Genomic DNA, 17,352 nt, shown 5'->3' on the forward strand with positions numbered 1-17,352 from the left:
GTGTATATGAAAAAAAGAAAAGCAAGTATCCTGTTGAAAGAACTTATTGAGAGACCGTTCCCTAGTGAGGAAAGACAGTCTGAAATTGTTTTAGAACTGAAACAAATAATACCAGATCCGATGTTCATGGACCATATCTATTATTCTGATGATTTTGTTAACAAGGATGGAACATTTGATTACGAGGGATTGATTAAAAAGTGTTTTGACGATTATGAGCCAAACATTATTGCTCTTTAGAACAAAAGAAATACCCTGATAAGGGAGTGTCTGTTCTCTCTTATTATTGCTGCATTAGTTAGATCATTTGAAACCTGCCGTAAGCTTATATACATTACTATACATTTAAGACCATTAGGCCCGGTACAATTACCCCTTAAAATTGCAAAGCCAAAAGGAGAAAGCACTATGCTCTTGGAGTGTATTGGTAATAACAATGAAAAGGGGTCAGGTCTTGAATTATAAGGTTTTTGTCTGTATGCCTTCTGCATGGCAAGACCACTACGCATAGAATATCCTGATGCATTTTATCATGTGATAGCGCGCGGAAATGCGCGATTACCGATTTTTGAAGACGATTCGGACCGAGAGTGCTTCCTTGCTCTTTTAGGAACCGTATCTGATAGATTTAATTTTGTTTTCCATTCGTTTGTTTTGATGGGCAATCATTATCATTTGCTTCTTGAGACCCCGGATGCAAATCTCTCCGCAGGAATGCGGCATATCAACGGCGTGTATACACAGTCCTTCAATCGCCGCCATGGCCGTTCAGGGCATGTGTTTCAAGGACGATATAAGGCAATACTTGTAGATGCCGAAGAGTACCTCGTTCAGTTGAGTCGCTATGTCGTTCTGAACCCTGTCCGCGCAGGCATGGTCGAGAAAGCTGAAGAATACCCATGGAGTAATTATGGGTATATGGCCGGACTTGCCGCCCCTCCCGAATGGTTGTTGGTTTCCACCGTACTTTCGTGTTTCGGGGAAAATCGACAACAGGCACATACAGAGTATCAACGATTTGTAAATGCCCCGCATGAGTGTGATGATTTCAGGGAGAAGCTATCAGGAGGGGTTTTTCTGGGTTCCCAGTGCTTCAAAGAGTCCATTTCGGCAAAGTTGAATAAAAGCCGAAAGATAAAAGAAATCTCATCATCAGCTCGTTTCGCAAGCCGTCCGCCATTAGAAAAACTGGTGCCTCGAAATGGGTTTGCTAATAGAGAAGAGCGTAATTGAGCTATTGTCAAGGCAAGCCAAAAGTATGGATATTCCTATACGGCTATTAGCAAAGCATTTTCACTTCACTACTCGAGTGTCAGCATTATTGTGAAAAAGATGACGCCTGAAACCTTATAATTCAAGACCTGACCCCATTCCCCACGTGACCCCATTCCCCAGCGTCGGATGCAGCTAAGCTTGCTGATCGAATCAAAAAAGCGACTGAGGCAGCTGAGGATGCAGCTAAAATTGCTGATAAGACCGAGGATGTGGTCGATGCTGCTACGAATGTTGCCAAAGTTACTGATGAGATCGGAGATATATGGGCAAAAGCTCCTATTGAGCGAGGTAAGCAAATTGAAGACTATCTGGCAGGAACAGAATATAAAGATTGGTATAGAATTGGTCAGGAACAGGGGGGCTATTTCCCTTTAGTTGATTTTCAAAAAGGAAATGAACTAAGAAGTCTTAAAACCGTCGACACGACTGGTAGTACTTGGATAAAACGAATGACGGACCATATTGAAGACCTCGGCGCTCGTGGAGCAACGATTGAAGGGAACTCAGCCAATATGACACTCGACCTTCGGGTTCCACGAGGTCAAAGAAGTACAGCGCTCAAAGCGTTGAAGAACGCTGCTGATGACAGTGGTGTAAATCTTATCGTCAAGGAATTTTAACTATGTGTCATGATAGATTAAACATCATATTCAAACTTAAAAGCGTATTATCTGAAACTTTATTAAACCGTTTTTACGATGTATTGCGGAAGTTTGAACTTTTACCGAAACAGGTTCACACGCTTAACGGTAATCTTACATTGAATAAGTCCCTTCAATTCGCAAAAAGAAGAGGCGCTAGGGGGCTTCATATTTCTACGAAGACAATGGAAATTAGAACAGGAAATGTAGCCAACTGGGATCATCAATTCCTGTCCATTAAGCACCATACTAACCCTAACGCAGTACCTTGGTCCGATTGGATAAAAGCGTTCAGTGCTTTTGAAGGGTTTCTCCAAGGATGGATTGTCAATTGTGAGTACAACAAATGGCAGAATTGCGAAGACCTTGAAGAGCATGCAAGAGTAGGTCGTGACCTTTCTCTATTTTCGATCATCCCAAACTCTCTACACCAGCCAGCTCCTCCGTTAATCATCGACATCACTAAAAATCCCGGACGTCGTACAATTCGGAAAGGACTTGTGGAGTCCGTGGGAGCCGAAATGTGGTTTGGTTCGGAATTCTGGGAAAGATCCGGGGCTAATAAGGACGAGGTGTTGGGGATTGATTGGGCTGATGTTAATAAAGAGACGGATGGGATCGTGCACATTAAAGCGGCTGACACACCTTTCACTGATGAATCTCCAGTAGCAATTCAACATCGTCTCCGAAAACTTCTTTTCCCAACAACGTGGAATATCCCTGTCCAGTGGAGTAAGTGGGACGGTTGGAAACCAGTAGATCTGCCCACGGAAAAGACCGATGACGGGTATTATCTTGTTTCGCCACAAGCCGAAATGAATGAATCCTTCCCGATAGTCATAGAGATCGCTGGAGAAAAGGGCGGAAAACAAGGCCGATTCCGTATCACTCGAACGTCTCAAACGGACTCTGAAACAATTTTCATCCCTAATAAACAAAATATGGATACATAATACCAACTTGAGCCCTATGATTTGAAACATAAGATCCGGGTCAACCGTGCTTAGTTTTATTCTTTGGTATAGTTCTTTCCCTCCGCACGGCCCTCAAGGCTGGCAAGCTGGATGTCGTACTGAAGCTACTGCCAGACAGTGCGATAAAATGGATGGTCAGTCACGCTGACGAGGCATTTAGCAAGCTCCAAAAAAAGCTTATTAATGAATACCCGGACCTCCAAGATGCACTGGCGCATTTTGACTTCGACAGCCTCAAGAGTAGCGACGAACTGGAAACGCTCGTTGCCAAGAGGATGGATGAAATCAATGTCCCAGCCAGCGGTGCGGGTAAGACGAATCTACCAGAACTGCCAGGATGGGAAGGTTCGCTCTCTGCCCGTAGATAGGCCCCAGGTGCGGCTTCGCACGGCAGCGATCTGCCCAGAATCATCGAGGGACAGACATGGCTTAAAGGAACCGCAGGCAATGCCGGTAAAGTCCCTGCTCAAATAGCCGAAAAGTTGAATGGAAAAGAGTTTGCCTCATTTAATGACTTCCGAAAATCTTTTTGGCAAGAGGTCGCAGCGGATCCTGTGTTAAGTAAGCAATTTAGTGCGGGCAATAGGACCATAATGAAGAAAGGAAACGCTCCATACGCCTCCATTGATGAACAGGTTGGCGGAAGAGTCAAATACGAATTGGACCATGTTCAAGAGTTGCAACATGGAGGTAATGTTTACGATATGAACAATATAGTGATCAAGACTCCATTTAACCATATCAACAAATAGGAACTAATATATGAATATCGACATCAAGAATAGGGTTATACTTCTTATCCAAGAGCTGCTTGAGACTGACACAACTGAAGAAAGGGATGTTGAAATAGCGATTGAATTGAAGAGTATTGTTCCTGACCCTTACTGTATGGACTATATATTTCATTCCGATGAATTTGTTAACAGCAATGGTAGTTTTGATTACGAGGGATTGATTAAAAAGTGTTTTGACGATTATGAGCCAAACATTATTGCGTTATAACGAGATAAAAAAACAATAAGAAGGGCTTTTTAAATTCTTTAGTGGCTGGAAATTGAATTCAAAACAATTTGAAAACGTCATAACTAGAGGTAGTCTTTAATGATAACTCCCGAAGAGTGGTACAGTAAACATTACTCAAAAAATGTTTACACTATACTTATTAATGGGTATCTTAAAAATAGTTTATCATCACGATAGTTTGAAGTATACTTCTTATTGCTTTTTAAAAATGAGCATTCAGATATACCTGAGAATGACTTTAATATTTTAAACAGGTTGTTCCAAGCTGTGGATGCTTTTTGCCCTTTTGATAATATCCGCAGCAAGGATGATTTGGATGGAGCGGGACTTCGTCAAAAGTGTTTGGAGACAGTCCTTGCTCTTACCGAGTCACAGAATTTGAGTTAAGATGCTCCTTTAAAATCATTAGAAAAGGCCCGATCCCACCGGGCCTTTTCTTTTGCTCTATGCCATAGCCTGACCCAGCCTCGGCAAAGGCTCCGGCTCCTCGGCCTGGGTGAACAACCAGACCTCGATTGTCGGCAAGGAGCAGGTCGATATTCGCGTGGAGAAGAACACCCACGTGGAAGGCGCGGTCATTGCCGCTGAAAACGACAACATCAAGCTCGATACCAACACCCTCACCTACAAGGACATCTACGACCACGACAAGGCTTCGAGCTATCAGGCCAGCCTGTCTGGATCGCTGAGTGCGGAGAATGAAAAGGACAGCGAAACGCGCAAAGACGGAGAAGAGGGCAACCCGTATTCAGGAACGCTGGAAGGCAACTCCTCCTCCCACGACCGCCGCCAGATCAACCGCGCCACCATCGGCGAGGGCGAGATCATCATCCGCTCCGACCCCGTAGCCGGGCTGGAGGGCCTGAACCGCGACCTCGCCAAAGCACAGGAGATCACCAGGAACGAGAAGACCTCGGTCACGGTGTACATTGATAGTGCCGCGATTGAGGTGGTGATCAATGGTGGTGAGGGAATCAAAAATAACTTCAAAAACACGGTCGATGCAATCAAGAAGCTCTTACCGCATAAAGCGATCAGGAAGTGGCTTGAGGATGTCGGAGTGAATACGGCTTACATCGAACCAGGTAGCCCCTGGGAGAACGGATACAGCGAAAGCTTCAATGAGGATGAATTGCTGAATGGAGAGATATTCTATTCGTTGAAAAAAGCACAGGGTGTGATCGAAAACTGGCGGCAGGAATACAATACGATCAGACCTCATCGCTCGATGGGATACAAGCCGCCTGCGCCGGTCGCGCGGCTCCCCCTAGGGAGACGGAAAACCTCAGCACAAAGAGTGCTAGACTAACATAAGCCCGGAACACAAACTGGGGGCAGGTCACAGAAGCGACTTCGCTTAACAACTTTATTCCTCAGCCACACCTCTTGCAAAATGGATATGAGAACAAACATGCCGACTAGCAGTCGTGAAAATCCTTGTTGATATAAAAACAGAGATCAAAGAGGTTCTGGACCATCTCATCCACAATTTCCTCGGAGTCTGCGGAGGGCGTCTCCACGCTCACGGTCTTGTTGACGATCTTTGAAAAGAGCATGCCGATGAGCTGGTCGTCATACATTGTCCAGTACTTGCTGCCTGATGGAAATTTCTTGTCGAATCCGTGGTAGTACATCTATTTCTCTCCAACTCGATTGGGTTCCGTGCGTTGCTGTTATTTACTCTATCGGCACGGCTGCCAAACCTCTTTATGGACAAGATGAAATAAACATTATTTGTCAATTCAGAGACTTAAAGATTCGAATAGGGGCACCTCAAAAAAACCTCTCCCTGCCCCTGTCGCGTCTAGATTACGCCACCTGATCAAATAGCAAAAAGTCAAATTGTTGCTCTCCTGTAACACATAATGTTACGACCTTCATGTATAGCCAGCCGAAATACACCGACTCAAAAGGAGCCAAAAGTGTCAGCTCAGAAAATACTGGTGGTCGAAGATCACAGGGACACGCGCGAATTGCTCAAATACAATCTTGTCGCCGCGGGATTTGATGTTGCTGCAGCTGAAGACGGCCAGCTTGGACTCAACCTCGCTGCGGCTTTCAAGCCCGACATCATCCTGCTCGACCTCATGATGCCCGGCATCGATGGCCTGGAGGCGTGTCGGCAGCTCAAGGGTGATCCCACTCTGGCGCGCATTCCCGTAATCATGCTCACAGCCAAGGGCGAAGAAGTGGATAAGATCGTCGGGCTGGAACTCGGCGCAGATGATTATGTGGTCAAGCCCTTTTCCCCGCGAGAACTCATCCTGCGGATCAAGGCGATCCTCCGCCGCTATGGAGCCCCTGAACCGGATGCGCCGAAGCTCTGGGAACGCGAAGGACTCAAAATTGACTTCGAGGCCCATCAGATTTCCATAGACGGCGAAGAAGCGTCGCTCACGGCCACAGAGTTCAAACTGCTCACCGTACTCATCTCCGGCGCTGGCAAGGTCCAGACCCGCGACAACCTGCTTGATACTGTCTGGGACACCCATTTTGAAGGCTATTCACGCACGGTAGACACACATGTCAGGCGACTTCGCCAGAAACTCGGCCCGTACGCCAACTGGATAGAAACCATCCGCGGCGTCGGTTACAGATTCAAAGCTTAGAAAGCCAGGAAGCACAAAACGCAGCCCGTACCGGATATCCGATGCGGGCTTTTTGCCGTATGCCTCTGTCAGGGGCGTGCAAGACATGCATCTATCTCTTTTTCAGTCGCTTTATTTCTTTATTATTTTACTATATATCTATTTTCTTCTTAATGTATAGCTCCATTGATACATTGAGGTGTTTACGTGTTGCATCGAATCAGAATTGCTAGTGTTGTGCTCATTTGTTCCCTGCTCTGTACTTCCAGCCTGACAAGGTCCTCGGAGAAGTGGCCTGGGCTCTGTCTTGATGCTTATGAATATTCAAGCGCCAAACAATACGACCACAAACGCGCAGCAACCATGTTCACGGAGAGCCTCAGCGTGTCCATGGATGATATGGCATCGCGAATACATGAGAACATTGGCAATGAACTCCATTTGTATAAAGACTATGATGGAGCGATCACAGCCTTTGGCAAAGCCATTTCTCACACCCCCAAAAGAGCCAGACTATATTTTCAACGTGGCAAATCATTCAGGGGCAAGAGTGCATATGCACAGGCAATACAGGACTTCACCAAGGCCATCAGCCTGCAACAGAGATACCCATACGCATACCTGTTCAGAGGATTTGCCAAGGACGATCAGGGGAATGTCAAAGGTGCCATAAAGGACTATACCACGGCTATCAAACTCGACCCCGAGTTCGCTTGGGCCTACAACAGCAGAAGGTTGGCAAAATGCCGAAGCATGAGTATGCCGCAGCAATAAAGGATTATACCCAGGCTATCGCCATAAACCATGACTACACATCACCATAATACAACAGAGGTCTCTCAAAACAAAGATGAAAGACTATACCGGGGCCATTGAGGACTATACATCTGCAATACATATCGATCCAAAATACTACAGAGCCTATTACAACAGAGGTTTCGCAAAATGGAAACTGAACGATTTTGACGGGGCAATTGACGACTTTGACAAAGCGATTTCCCTCGATCCCAAAGGTGCCAACAGTTTCTTTGGAAGAGGATTAGCTAAAATACTTTTCGGTCAATTGAACGATGCAGAACAGGATTTAAACAAGGCCATAGAATTGAATCCGAATTTCTCAACCGCATACAGTTGCAGAGGCCACTTAAAAATGGGTATTGGCGACATTGATGGAGCAATACAGGACTTTACCACCGCTATCAGACTCGGAGATACAGGTTCCGATAGCTTTATATTTCGCGGCTTTGCCAAACTGAATAAACACAATCAGAAGGGAGCACTTCAAGACTTGACGACCGCTCTTGAAGTAAAACAAAAATCAATTGAGGGTTGCTTGAATACGGCATTGACCAAAGCAGCCGATGGCGACCAGGGTGGAGCCATTCGTGATTTCAAAAATATACGTTGGCAGGGGATTGGTCCACTTTACGAATGACATAGGCAAATCAATCGAGGATTTGACCATGGCTGTGACTATTAACCCCAAATATGCCAAAGCCTATCAAATCAGAGCAATAGCCAAGTTTATACCCCAAAAACCTGGACGGAGCTCTGCAGGACATAGCAAAAGCGCTTGCTATCGATCCGCATGACAGCGAATCGTACAACCTGAAAGGAATCATTTATATTTATAAAGATGATTTCAGAAGAGCCCTGAAAGAATTCACCGAAGCCATCAACAATGACCCAGAAAATGCACAGGCATACGCTAACCGGGCCTTCACATACATAGCCCTCAGAAAAATATCCGAAGCCAAGGCTGATGCAAAAAAGGCCCGGGAACTGGACCCGAATGTGAAAGTACCGAACTTCGATGAACTCATCGATCGGCGATACCATGATACTGTGGCGTAGTTGATCAAGATGGCAACAACAGAATTCATCCAGGTACAGCCACTCTTGCAGCGGACCGTCACCGCTAGTTACAGGTCTAACTTGCAGACCATGACAAAGAAAACGGCGTGACCAGATCATAGGGGACACGCCGTTTTCTTTGTCACGAGCTAGAGAGCCAGCAGCAACGGACAAACGCACAGTTGATCCAATTGAGCAAGGGAATTCTTCAGGCCAACAGCCTTAAGCAAGGACGTCAGTTTCAACCGAAGTCGTGCCTCTTGGCGAAGCCGAGAACAACGACGGGATTACTTCCCCGGTCTTAACGGAGGACACTCCTACAGCGTAAAAGCTAGTCGTTGCCGAGGGTGATCTGAAATGCGATGGCGTAGAGATGATCGAAGAAGTCAACGTACTCAACAGGGATGTGACTGGGCACATTGATACGAGACGGCGCGAAATTGATGATGCCTCGGATATTGGCGTCCACCAGGTGATTGGCGGCGCGCTGTGCGCGATCCGGCGGCGTGGCGATGATGCCTATCTCAAGGTTCAGCTCGGGAGCCTGCTCCTTGAGATGCGTGGGACAGACAATTTCCATGCCTTCGAATTCGAGGCCGATCTTGTCGGGGTCACAATCAAAGGCTGCACAGATTTTGAAGCCGCGCTTCTCGAAGTCGTGATGGCGAAGCAGCGCACTGCCCATGTTGCCAACGCCGATGAGTGCGCATTTCCAGAGCCTGTCGATGCCGAGTGACTGCTTGATGGAAGTGATGAGTTCCTGAACATAGTAGCCGACACCACGGACACCAAACTCACCGAAATAGGCGAGATCTTTTCTGATCTGCGAAGAGTTAACCGAACACGCACGTGCAAGTTTCTCTGAGGAGATAACTTCGTTGCCATCTCGCAGCAGATTCTCCAGCACCTGGATATAGACCGCCAGTCTGCCGATAGTCGCTTTAGGGATGTGTTCGCTTTTCATGGATGGGATCTCTTGGTGATATGAAAGCCTGCCGGGGTAAGAAAAGAAGAGCGTGGCTAAGGCTGAAAAAGGGAGGCCGAAGCCTCCCTCTGAATAGCAAAGTCGTAAAGTGAAATTACATTACGAAGAGCAGGATCAGGTTGACGACCAGGGCGTAAATAGCGAGAGACTCGATGAATGCCAGGCCGAGAATCAGAGTGGTGGAAATCTGGCCACCAGCTTCGGGGTTGCGAGCGATACCTTCAGCAGCACCCTTGACGCCCATGCCCTGACCGATGCCGCAGAGACCGGCAGCGATGCCCATGCCCAGTGCGGTTGCGTAAGCTTTAGCGGACATGACGTCGCCGCCAGCTTCGGAAGCGAAAGCAACGGAAGCAACCAGAACCATAGCCAGGGTAGTGAACAGAATCTTAGCGATTTTCATTTTAATCCTCCAAATGGATTACGTAATATAATTGTGGTCCAAGGACCATTTCCCCAAAATTGGATCGAACAGGCTCTAGTGAGCGTGATCGGTAGCGCCTTGCAGGTAGAGCATTGTCAGCATGAAGAAAATAAATGCCTGAATGGTCTTTGCAAGGATGAACAGAAAGTACATGGGCAGCGAACCGGCGACCGGTGCGAGCATGAACATCAGGATAAGAACGATTTCCTCACCGCGAATGTTACCGAACAGACGAAGAGTCAGGCTGAGCGGACGAGCGAGGTGGGAAATAAATTCGATGATGAGCATGAGCGGAGCCAGAGCGGCGACAGGACCCATGAAGTGCTTGATGTAACCGGCACCCCATTTTTTGATACCAACGACGTTGTAGTACACGAACACGATGATAGCCATGGCGGACGGCGTGTTGATGTTCGCGGAAGGAGCATCACAGCCGGGGACCAGACCAATCCAGTTCATGCACAATACCAGGAAAAAGATGGTGCACAGAATCGGCATGAACTGGCGACATTCTTTACCTGCGTTGGAAACAACGAAATCTTCCAGACCACCGATGATGGTTTCGAAAAGATTCTGAAGGCCGCCGGGGACCAACTGCAAACGGCTGCGGACCAGCAGTCCGAGGGTAAGCAGAATAGCCATGACCAGCCACATGTACAAGACGTGGTTGATGCTTTCGACACCGAGTGCATGTTCAACAGTTGCACCCCAATGGCCGATGCTTTTCAGCATGTCCATGTACAACAACGGGTGGAGTAATCCTCCTGAAAAACCCATATCCGAGCCTCCTTAAAAGCAGCTTGGCTATTTTTCCCTCATCTGACTCAGTCCTGTTGCCGTGATGTTGATCACCACGGTCCCCAATCCTGATATCAACCCCCAGTGAGGGACACGTTCGACTCCGATCAGCCACCAGAGGACCAGCCCGCTCAGAGTCATCTTACCAATGAATATAACAAACAGTAAAAACGGTGCTCGCTTTCCGTCGTACACCAACACCTGAGTCACGCGGGCAAGCGTCCAGAAGTTGATCAGGGCAAGTAATGCCCCCGCCAGATAAGCAAACGACCATTGAGAAAACAGTGTTACCAGCATGATCACTAGAGAGGTCCCCAGCGACACATAAATCTGATTGCGGACAATAATTCGAACATCAGTGATCGAAAACCCGCTCTTTACGAGCCAGCGTTCGATCCCTTGGTTAATCTTGCCCAGCACTCTCTTCTCCATCCTGTTTCAAAGAACTTGCGTCTTGCGCCTTTACTTGCCTTTGTATCTTCTTAAAATCCTGAAAAACCATCTTGAACCCTGCCACGACCCCCAAAAGGAAGAAGATCATGATAAACCAGGGCTTGGTTCCGAAGTGATCATCAAGAAAATACCCGATGGCCAATCCGACAATAATGGATGATACCAAATGCATCCCGATCTGCGATGCCGGCCCAGCCAGTTTGGTTAAATTCCCAAACCTGTTATTGCCTTTTGAAAAGAGCATGTTCACACCCTGTGAAAGTTGTTTTCAAATACATTGAAATGAATCCTCAGCCGCAATCGGCAATTCGTGCAATCCTTCACAAGTGGAGGAGAAGTAGCACAGGCCCTCAATTCTCGTCAATGCCTTTTTCGGAAAATCAGTCCAGTTCGCCCATTTTTGTGTCACCGACAAACCCCCTGGCATTCAAGGATTTTCATGCATTCTGATCCGAGCATGTGAAATTTGGCCCAACTTTGTTTTGTCGTAAAAAAAAGCGGGAGAATCAAACCGTCCTCCCGCTGAATTTCGTGTTGTCAGACCTTTGGACCGGGCCGGTTAATCGGCGTCGCCCACATCCACCACCTTGACCACAAACTCCTTCACCCCTGTCGGCGGGTCGAAGAATACGGCCATGAACGGGGTGGCCGCTCCGGAACGCACAAACGTGTTGTTGGACAGGATGCCGACTTCACTGGCCAGACCATCCTCGATCTCCTTCTCCGTCTGCACCTGCAACTGGAACTGCGAAAGCACATTGCCGCAGAGGAATGCCTTTGATGTCAGGACCTTGCCGTCCTTGTCATAGAGAATGACCTCAACCTTGATCTGTTCCTTGGGCGTGGGGAACGTATTGACCGCCTTGCCTTCGACCACAAACAGGTTGCCCACCTTTTCATTGGGTACATAATACTGTTTGACGTTCTTGAGCTCGATCTTGCGCACGCGGTCTGCCGGAAGTTCACCAGGAGCGGCAGCCTCATCACCGCCCGTCTCTTCCATGAACATCTGGCCCACAAACGGCACATCCTTGAGTGTATCGGCCAGATCAAGCCCCATAAGGGTCCAGGCCTTGAAATAGATGGCTGCACCGAGTGCAAGCGCGACGACCACAATGATGATCAGGCAACCCAGCGACTTCTTGCCGCTGCCCTTCTCGGGCTTGTCGTCAAGGGTCAGATCATCGCCTTCTTCAAACAGTGAGCTGTCCATATCGCTGTCGTCGGATGCTTCGGCTTCATCGGCTTCATCGGCCTCATCGTCTTCATCATCCTCATCAAACAGTCCGCCAGCGTCGTCGTCACTGTCTTCATCTTCGTCGTCATCGTCGCCAAAAAGATCATCCGCGTCCGACTCGTCGTCATCCGCGCCCTCAAACATGGAATCGTCCTCGACATCCGAATCCGACGGCTTCGCCCCTTCGTCCGCGTCCGGCGTCTCATCGGTATCATCGAAGAGGTCATCCATGTCGGCCATGTCCTCTTCGACCACCTCGTCAGCGGGATCGGAAGCAAAATCATCGCCCAGATCATCGGATGCAGCGTCCGTCTTGGCTTCGTCCTCGTCCGCGAACAGGTCGTCCTCAGCGTCATCGCCTGCAGCGTCGAAATCGTCCTCTTCGGCATTTTTCTGCGCTGCCGCAGCCTGTTCAAAGGCGTCATCTTCGGACACCTCTGCAGCACCGTCATCAGCGGCTACGGCCGCGGCCACGTCTTCAAAGGCGTCATCAAATTCATCGCCAGCCGGAACATCGCCGCCCTTGGCTTCTTCTTCGAGCAATGCGTCGAACTCTTCTTCCGGCGGTGCCGGAGGATGCTCGGCCTTGAATATCTGTGAGCACTTGGAGCATTTGACCTTGGCACCGCCTGCCGGGACTTTGTCGTCAGGCAGGTTGTAACGGGTCTCGCAATTCGGGCAGGTGACGATCATATTTCGATCTCCAAAAAAACCGGTTAGTTAGCTCTTTCTATTCTGTGGACAGTTCGTAAATTCCATCCAGTTCCCTGTAGCGTTCATCATAGTCAAGACCGTATCCGACGATGAACCCTTCATTCAACTTGAAACCGGCGAATTCGACATGGACGTCCTTTTGACGTCGCTCTTGCTTATCAATAAGTGCACAAATTTTCAAACTCTTTGGATTTCTTCTGCGCAATACGTGTAAAAGAAAATCCATGGAATGACCTGTATCGACGATATCTTCGATAACAAGCACATCCTTGCCCTCAATGGAAATCTCCAGATCCTTGGAAAAAACAATGTCCTCGGAGCGGGATGTGGCCGAACCATAGCTGGCCAGACGGACAAAATCCACTTCGATCTCACGATCTATTTTCCGTATGATATCAGCAAAAAAAAGGAATGCGCCCTTGAGGACACAGATGCAGACCAGCTGGGTGCCGCCATCATAGCTGGCAGCTATCTCACGCCCCAGGCTCTGGTTGCGCTCGGCAATCTGCTCTGCGGTAATGAACGGTTTTAATTTATGTGCCATTTTATGTATTCGGTTAAAGATTCATGATCATGGCCACTTCATTGCAATGGTCCGGGAACCGGGCGCAATTGAGGCAGTCCAGAAATATTTTCTGGTTCAATTTTTCCATATCTTCTTCGACAAATCCGAGGTGCGCAAAAAAATCCGGCGCTTCCGTCAAGGTATATACCTTGTATATACCGAGTGTCACGGCTTCGGACAGGCAGGTTTCCACCAGCTTGCGCCCCAGTTTCCTGCCGCGCTGGGACGGGACCACGACCAGCGAACGAATCTCCGCCAGGTTGTCCCAGATAATGTTCAAAGCACAGCACCCCACCACGTCGTCATTGTCGTCCACGGCAACCACGAAATCCCGCAGATGGGAATAGAGCTGGCTGAACGAACGGGGGAGTACAAGGGCCTCATGTTCCTCGGTATGCATGAGCAGACCGTGGATCTTCTTTACATCATCAATACGCGCTTTACGAATCATCGGTTACTCGTTCACCATTTTGTCAACGACCACGGTGAGCATGGAGTGGGGATACACGCCCGCCTCCTGAAAAACCAGCTCTCCGTCCTTGTTGAAAATGAGCAGGGTAGGGATCGCCTCGATGCCGAACTCGGCAGCAAGGGCTTCATCACTCCAGTATGTCGGCAGTTTCAACGCCCCCTTCTTCTCGAAGAACGTCTCCACCACGTCTTTGGACTTATCCAGAGACACGGCCAGTATGTTGGCCTTGTCACCATGCGTTGCATAGAGCTGTTCAAGCTCGGGCAATTGTTGTTTGCAGGAGGGGCACCATGTGGTCCACACCACGATAAACGTGGGTTTATCACCATTATCAGCCAGAAAGGTCTTCAACTCGGACAGCTTCATGCTGCCGATCTCACTTTCCGGGGCAACGGCCACAGTCATTGCCTCAGGGGCCTCCGCGGATTCGGCCTGGGCACCGGGCTCTTCAGAGCAGGCAACCAGCCCCACCATCAGAAGCAGAACAACGGCTATGCGCTGTAATATATTCATATTTCACCTCATTTTGGTGTAAAAAAGAAGCATAGCAGAGAAGTCCACCAAATAAAAGCGGATAAAGCCTTCCCAACCCTCGATTCCACAGCACTTTCCTGCCAGTCTCACCCCTATCTTCAGAGCCTGAAACCGGCAATGGCCAACGGGATCGTCACATCAGTTCTGTTGGGCTGATAGTTGAACAAATCAAGAGAGGCAAGCACTATGAACAAAGCTGCACATCCCCCTGCCGGGCCATCCCATTCACATCAGCCCAAAAAAGACGCCCCCTGTTTGAAGCAGGGTGCGCCTTCATTAGCTTGATCGCTTCATGCATGGCCTCCGAAAACAGAAGCCACTGATGTCGAGGTTTTATCGGGTCAACTGTTGCGCCAGCTTGACTGCGGCCACGGCATCCGTGGACCAGCCGTCAGCGCCGATGGCGTTGCAGAACTTTTCGGTGACTACGGCCCCGCCAATGATGACCTTGGCCTTCAGGCCGCGTTCATTGACCAGCCTCACCGTGTCTTCCATGCGCACCATGGTGGTGGTCATGAGGGCGGACAGGCCGATCAGGGCTGCCTTGGATTCTTCAGCCGCGTCAACAATCTTTTCGGCCGGCACGTCCTTGCCGAGATCGACCACGTCAAATCCGTAGTTCTTGAGCATCAGACAGACAATATTCTTGCCGATATCATGAATATCGCCTTCGACCGTGGCCATGATGACGACCGGTTTGTCCTCGGCAGCTCCGCCCTCTTCAAGGAGCGGCTTGAGTCGGGCAAAGGCGGTCTGCATGGTCTCGGCGCTCTGCAGGAGCTGCGGAAGGAAGTACTCCTTCTTCTCATACTTTTCGCCCACCACGAGGATACCCGGAATGAGCAGCGAGTTGACGATCTCCATGGCCGACATGCCGCCTTCAAGCTCAGCTTCGACCAGAGAGACGATACCGTCCTTGTTTCCCTTGATGACAGCGACCTGAACCACGGGCAGGTCCTCTGCCACATCGCCTTTGGTCGAGCCCTTTGACTGGGTCGGCTCGGCCTGGGTCCAGTCGGTGAATCTATCAATGTACCGCTCTGCCTGTTTGTCCCGATTGAGCAGGACCTCAGTCGTATGCAGGCTCTCCTGAATGCGCGACGAGTTGGGGTTGGAAATGAACGAACACAGCCCTGCGCTCATGGACAGCGCCAGGAAGGTGGAGTTCAGCAACTCGCGGGCAGGCAGGCCGAAAGAGATATTGGACAACCCGATGGTGGTGGGCAACTGCCACTTTTCACGGCAGTGGCGCATCACTTCCAGGGAATGCAGTGCGGCCTCGGGCTTGGAGGACACGGTCAGGGCCAGGGCATCCACCATGATCAGTCGGCGCGGGATGCCGAACGCATCGGCCTGCGCCAGCAGGTCGGCGATGACATTGAGCCGTTCCTTGGCCGTGACAGGCAGCTTGTTGCCCACGATGGGCAACAGAATGAACGGAGCGCCAAAGAGTTTGCACAGGGGACCGAGTGTTTCCATCTTGCCGGGTTCACCGGAAATGGAGTTGACCAGCGGCGACCCCGGATAGGCCCAGAGCGCGGCCTCAACAGCCTTCATGTCATTTGAATCAATGGACAAGGGAGTTGTAAACCGGCCGACCAGAGAGGTCACCAGTTCGGGCAGCAGCGCAACCTCGTCCACCATGGGCGCTCCCACGTTGACGTCCAGCACGGGCGCTCCCAGCTCGATCTGCTCCGTGGCGAATCGCTGGGCTTCGGTGAACACGCCTTCCTGCAACTCGGCGATGAGCTGCTTCTTACCCGTGGGATTGATGCGCTCGCCGATGATCACGCCGGGGTGATCGAAACCGATGGGCACGGAAACCGCTCTGGAAGTCAGGACCATCTGGGCGTTGTCGGTCTTCTGAGGCCGCACCCAGCTGGCGTTGCCCACCTTGGCGCGCAGCGCACGGATATGATCCGGCGTGGTGCCGCAGCAGCCGCCGATGAACTTGGCGCCCAGAGCCACAAATCCGCTGGCCTGCTCGGCAAAGGCGTCGGGCGACAGACGAAAGGCGGTATTACCCTCATCGTCCAGCTCGGGCAGACCGGCGTTGGCCTCGGCAAAAGTCGGGGTCTCCAGACGGGGAGCCCATGCCTTGAGCGTGTTGTGCATCTGCTCGGGACCGGCAGAGCAGTTGGTGCCGATAAGCTCGACGCCCATGTTCTGCATGGTGTCCACAAAGGTCTGCGGCGAGGTGCCGGTCAGGGACGCCTCACCCTCGAAGGTCATGGACATGGCCACGGGCAGGTCACACACCATGCGGGCCGCGATAACCACGGCCTTGGCCTCGGCCAGATCGAAATGCGTCTCTCCAAGGATGAGGTCAGCGCCGCCGTCCACGCAGCCCTGGATCTGCTCCTTGAAAATATCCACCAACTCACGGAAAGTCAGGTCGCCAAGCGGCTCGACAAAATGCCCGGTAGGTCCGATGGATGCGGCCACGAACGCGGAATCTCCGGCAACCTTGCGGGCGATTCGGGTCATGGCCTTGTTCAATTCATAGGGGTCGGCGTCCAGCCCCAGCTTGGGCCTGGAACCGCCAAAGGTGTTGGTGGTCAGGATGTTGGCTCCGGCATCGAGATAGTCCTGATGCACAGCCTGGATGACCTCGGGAGCCCTGAGCCCCCACAGCTCGGGCGAAAGGCCTGCGGGCAGTCCGCGACCTTGCAGCAAGGTGCCGTAACCACCATCAAAATAATAGATTTTGTCGTCGTCAAGCAGTGATCTGAAGTCGGGCATTATATCCTCCATATGCCTCCCGAACACGGAAAACAGCGGGTCTTCCGGGTCGAGCTGACGTATTCTTATATCA

At 50.1% G+C, this 17,352-nt stretch carries 22 protein-coding genes and 2 pseudogenes; 13 read left to right on the forward strand and 11 right to left on the reverse strand.

The window, feature by feature from the left end; translation table 11 throughout:
• Nucleotides 1-6: 6 nt before the first annotated feature.
• The 9 genes and pseudogenes from SRBAKS_RS10265 to SRBAKS_RS10295 form a co-directional block, all read left to right on the forward strand.
• Entirely contained in the window at nt 7-240 is a 234-nt protein-coding gene (locus SRBAKS_RS10265; protein ID WP_229590785.1) for a hypothetical protein, read from the forward strand.
• Between the two features lie 249 nt (nt 241-489).
• Nucleotides 490-1,233, forward strand: a complete 744-nt coding sequence (locus SRBAKS_RS10270) for an REP-associated tyrosine transposase (RefSeq protein ID WP_229590786.1) — start codon at nt 490-492, stop codon at nt 1,231-1,233.
• Between the two features lie 251 nt (nt 1,234-1,484).
• Complete coding sequence (locus tag SRBAKS_RS10275; protein WP_229590787.1) at nt 1,485-1,895, forward strand: hypothetical protein; 411 nt, start codon at nt 1,485-1,487, stop codon at nt 1,893-1,895.
• 2 nt (nt 1,896-1,897) lie between these two features.
• A complete protein-coding gene (locus SRBAKS_RS10280) occupies nt 1,898-2,869 on the forward strand; it encodes a hypothetical protein (protein ID WP_229590788.1) in 972 nt (323 codons plus the stop codon).
• Nucleotides 2,870-3,021: 152 nt separating this feature from the next.
• On the forward strand, nt 3,022-3,258 hold the full coding sequence (locus SRBAKS_RS10285; RefSeq protein WP_229590789.1) for a tRNA (adenosine(37)-N6)-threonylcarbamoyltransferase complex ATPase subunit type 1 TsaE: 237 nt from the start codon (nt 3,022-3,024) through the stop codon (nt 3,256-3,258).
• Between the two features lie 42 nt (nt 3,259-3,300).
• A complete protein-coding gene (locus SRBAKS_RS17955) occupies nt 3,301-3,642 on the forward strand; it encodes a hypothetical protein (protein ID WP_430709123.1) in 342 nt (113 codons plus the stop codon).
• 10 nt (nt 3,643-3,652) lie between these two features.
• Nucleotides 3,653-3,892, forward strand: a complete 240-nt coding sequence (locus SRBAKS_RS10290; RefSeq protein ID WP_229590790.1) for a hypothetical protein — start codon at nt 3,653-3,655, stop codon at nt 3,890-3,892.
• A gap of 210 nt (nt 3,893-4,102) precedes the next feature.
• Nucleotides 4,103-4,300 (forward strand): annotated as a pseudogene (locus SRBAKS_RS17960) (colicin immunity domain-containing protein); the annotation flags it as partial.
• Nucleotides 4,301-4,940: 640 nt separating this feature from the next.
• Nucleotides 4,941-5,222 (forward strand): annotated as a pseudogene (locus SRBAKS_RS10295) (integrase core domain-containing protein); the annotation flags it as partial.
• A 109-nt stretch (nt 5,223-5,331) separates the two neighbouring features.
• Here SRBAKS_RS10295 and SRBAKS_RS10300 read toward each other — a convergent pair.
• Nucleotides 5,332-5,547 (reverse strand): hypothetical protein, encoded by a 216-nt coding sequence (locus SRBAKS_RS10300; protein WP_229590791.1) that lies wholly within the window; start codon nt 5,545-5,547, stop codon nt 5,332-5,334.
• A gap of 288 nt (nt 5,548-5,835) precedes the next feature.
• Between SRBAKS_RS10300 and SRBAKS_RS10305 the strand changes: the two genes are divergently transcribed.
• From SRBAKS_RS10305 to SRBAKS_RS17965, 4 genes are all read left to right on the forward strand, one after another.
• Nucleotides 5,836-6,522: a response regulator gene (locus SRBAKS_RS10305; protein WP_229590792.1), complete on the forward strand. Its 687-nt coding sequence runs from the start codon at nt 5,836-5,838 to the stop codon at nt 6,520-6,522.
• 378 nt (nt 6,523-6,900) lie between these two features.
• On the forward strand, nt 6,901-7,275 hold the full coding sequence (locus tag SRBAKS_RS10310) for a tetratricopeptide repeat protein (protein WP_229590793.1): 375 nt from the start codon (nt 6,901-6,903) through the stop codon (nt 7,273-7,275).
• 76 nt (nt 7,276-7,351) lie between these two features.
• On the forward strand, nt 7,352-7,936 hold the full coding sequence (locus SRBAKS_RS10315) for a tetratricopeptide repeat protein (protein WP_229590794.1): 585 nt from the start codon (nt 7,352-7,354) through the stop codon (nt 7,934-7,936).
• Nucleotides 7,937-8,109: 173 nt separating this feature from the next.
• On the forward strand, nt 8,110-8,355 hold the full coding sequence (locus SRBAKS_RS17965) for a tetratricopeptide repeat protein (protein ID WP_430709125.1): 246 nt from the start codon (nt 8,110-8,112) through the stop codon (nt 8,353-8,355).
• A gap of 331 nt (nt 8,356-8,686) precedes the next feature.
• Here the strand turns inward: SRBAKS_RS17965 and SRBAKS_RS10320 are convergent, their stop codons facing one another.
• The 10 genes from SRBAKS_RS10320 to SRBAKS_RS10365 form a co-directional block, all read right to left on the reverse strand.
• Nucleotides 8,687-9,319 carry a redox-sensing transcriptional repressor Rex gene (locus SRBAKS_RS10320; protein WP_229590795.1) on the reverse strand — a complete coding sequence of 211 codons (633 nt, stop codon included), beginning with the start codon at nt 9,317-9,319 and terminating at the stop codon, nt 8,687-8,689.
• A gap of 115 nt (nt 9,320-9,434) precedes the next feature.
• Nucleotides 9,435-9,743, reverse strand: coding sequence for an ATP synthase F0 subunit C (locus SRBAKS_RS10325; protein WP_229590796.1), 309 nt, complete (start codon nt 9,741-9,743; stop codon nt 9,435-9,437).
• Between the two features lie 75 nt (nt 9,744-9,818).
• Complete coding sequence (atpB, locus tag SRBAKS_RS10330; protein ID WP_229590797.1) at nt 9,819-10,541, reverse strand: F0F1 ATP synthase subunit A; 723 nt, start codon at nt 10,539-10,541, stop codon at nt 9,819-9,821.
• 27 nt (nt 10,542-10,568) lie between these two features.
• Nucleotides 10,569-10,982: an ATP synthase subunit I gene (locus tag SRBAKS_RS10335; protein WP_229590798.1), complete on the reverse strand. Its 414-nt coding sequence runs from the start codon at nt 10,980-10,982 to the stop codon at nt 10,569-10,571.
• Nucleotides 10,966-11,259: an AtpZ/AtpI family protein gene (locus SRBAKS_RS10340; RefSeq protein ID WP_229590799.1), complete on the reverse strand. Its 294-nt coding sequence runs from the start codon at nt 11,257-11,259 to the stop codon at nt 10,966-10,968. The genes SRBAKS_RS10335 and SRBAKS_RS10340 overlap by 17 nt, the downstream gene beginning before the upstream one ends.
• Nucleotides 11,260-11,574: 315 nt before the next feature.
• Nucleotides 11,575-12,945 carry a DUF3426 domain-containing protein gene (locus SRBAKS_RS10345; protein WP_229590800.1) on the reverse strand — a complete coding sequence of 457 codons (1,371 nt, stop codon included), beginning with the start codon at nt 12,943-12,945 and terminating at the stop codon, nt 11,575-11,577.
• 37 nt (nt 12,946-12,982) lie between these two features.
• Nucleotides 12,983-13,510 carry a hypoxanthine phosphoribosyltransferase gene (hpt, locus tag SRBAKS_RS10350; protein ID WP_229590801.1) on the reverse strand — a complete coding sequence of 176 codons (528 nt, stop codon included), beginning with the start codon at nt 13,508-13,510 and terminating at the stop codon, nt 12,983-12,985.
• Between the two features lie 13 nt (nt 13,511-13,523).
• Nucleotides 13,524-13,982 carry an N-acetyltransferase gene (locus SRBAKS_RS10355; protein WP_229590802.1) on the reverse strand — a complete coding sequence of 153 codons (459 nt, stop codon included), beginning with the start codon at nt 13,980-13,982 and terminating at the stop codon, nt 13,524-13,526.
• A 3-nt stretch (nt 13,983-13,985) separates the two neighbouring features.
• Nucleotides 13,986-14,516 (reverse strand): TlpA family protein disulfide reductase, encoded by a 531-nt coding sequence (locus SRBAKS_RS10360; RefSeq protein ID WP_229590803.1) that lies wholly within the window; start codon nt 14,514-14,516, stop codon nt 13,986-13,988.
• A 354-nt stretch (nt 14,517-14,870) separates the two neighbouring features.
• The gene (locus SRBAKS_RS10365) at nt 14,871-17,279 is read right to left on the reverse strand and encodes a homocysteine S-methyltransferase family protein (RefSeq protein WP_229590804.1); all 2,409 of its coding nucleotides are present in this window, start codon (nt 17,277-17,279) and stop codon (nt 14,871-14,873) included.
• Between the last annotated feature and the right edge of the window lie 73 nt (nt 17,280-17,352).

This window comes from Pseudodesulfovibrio sediminis (assembly GCF_020886695.1).
GTDB lineage: Bacteria > Desulfobacterota > Desulfovibrionia > Desulfovibrionales > Desulfovibrionaceae > Pseudodesulfovibrio > Pseudodesulfovibrio sediminis.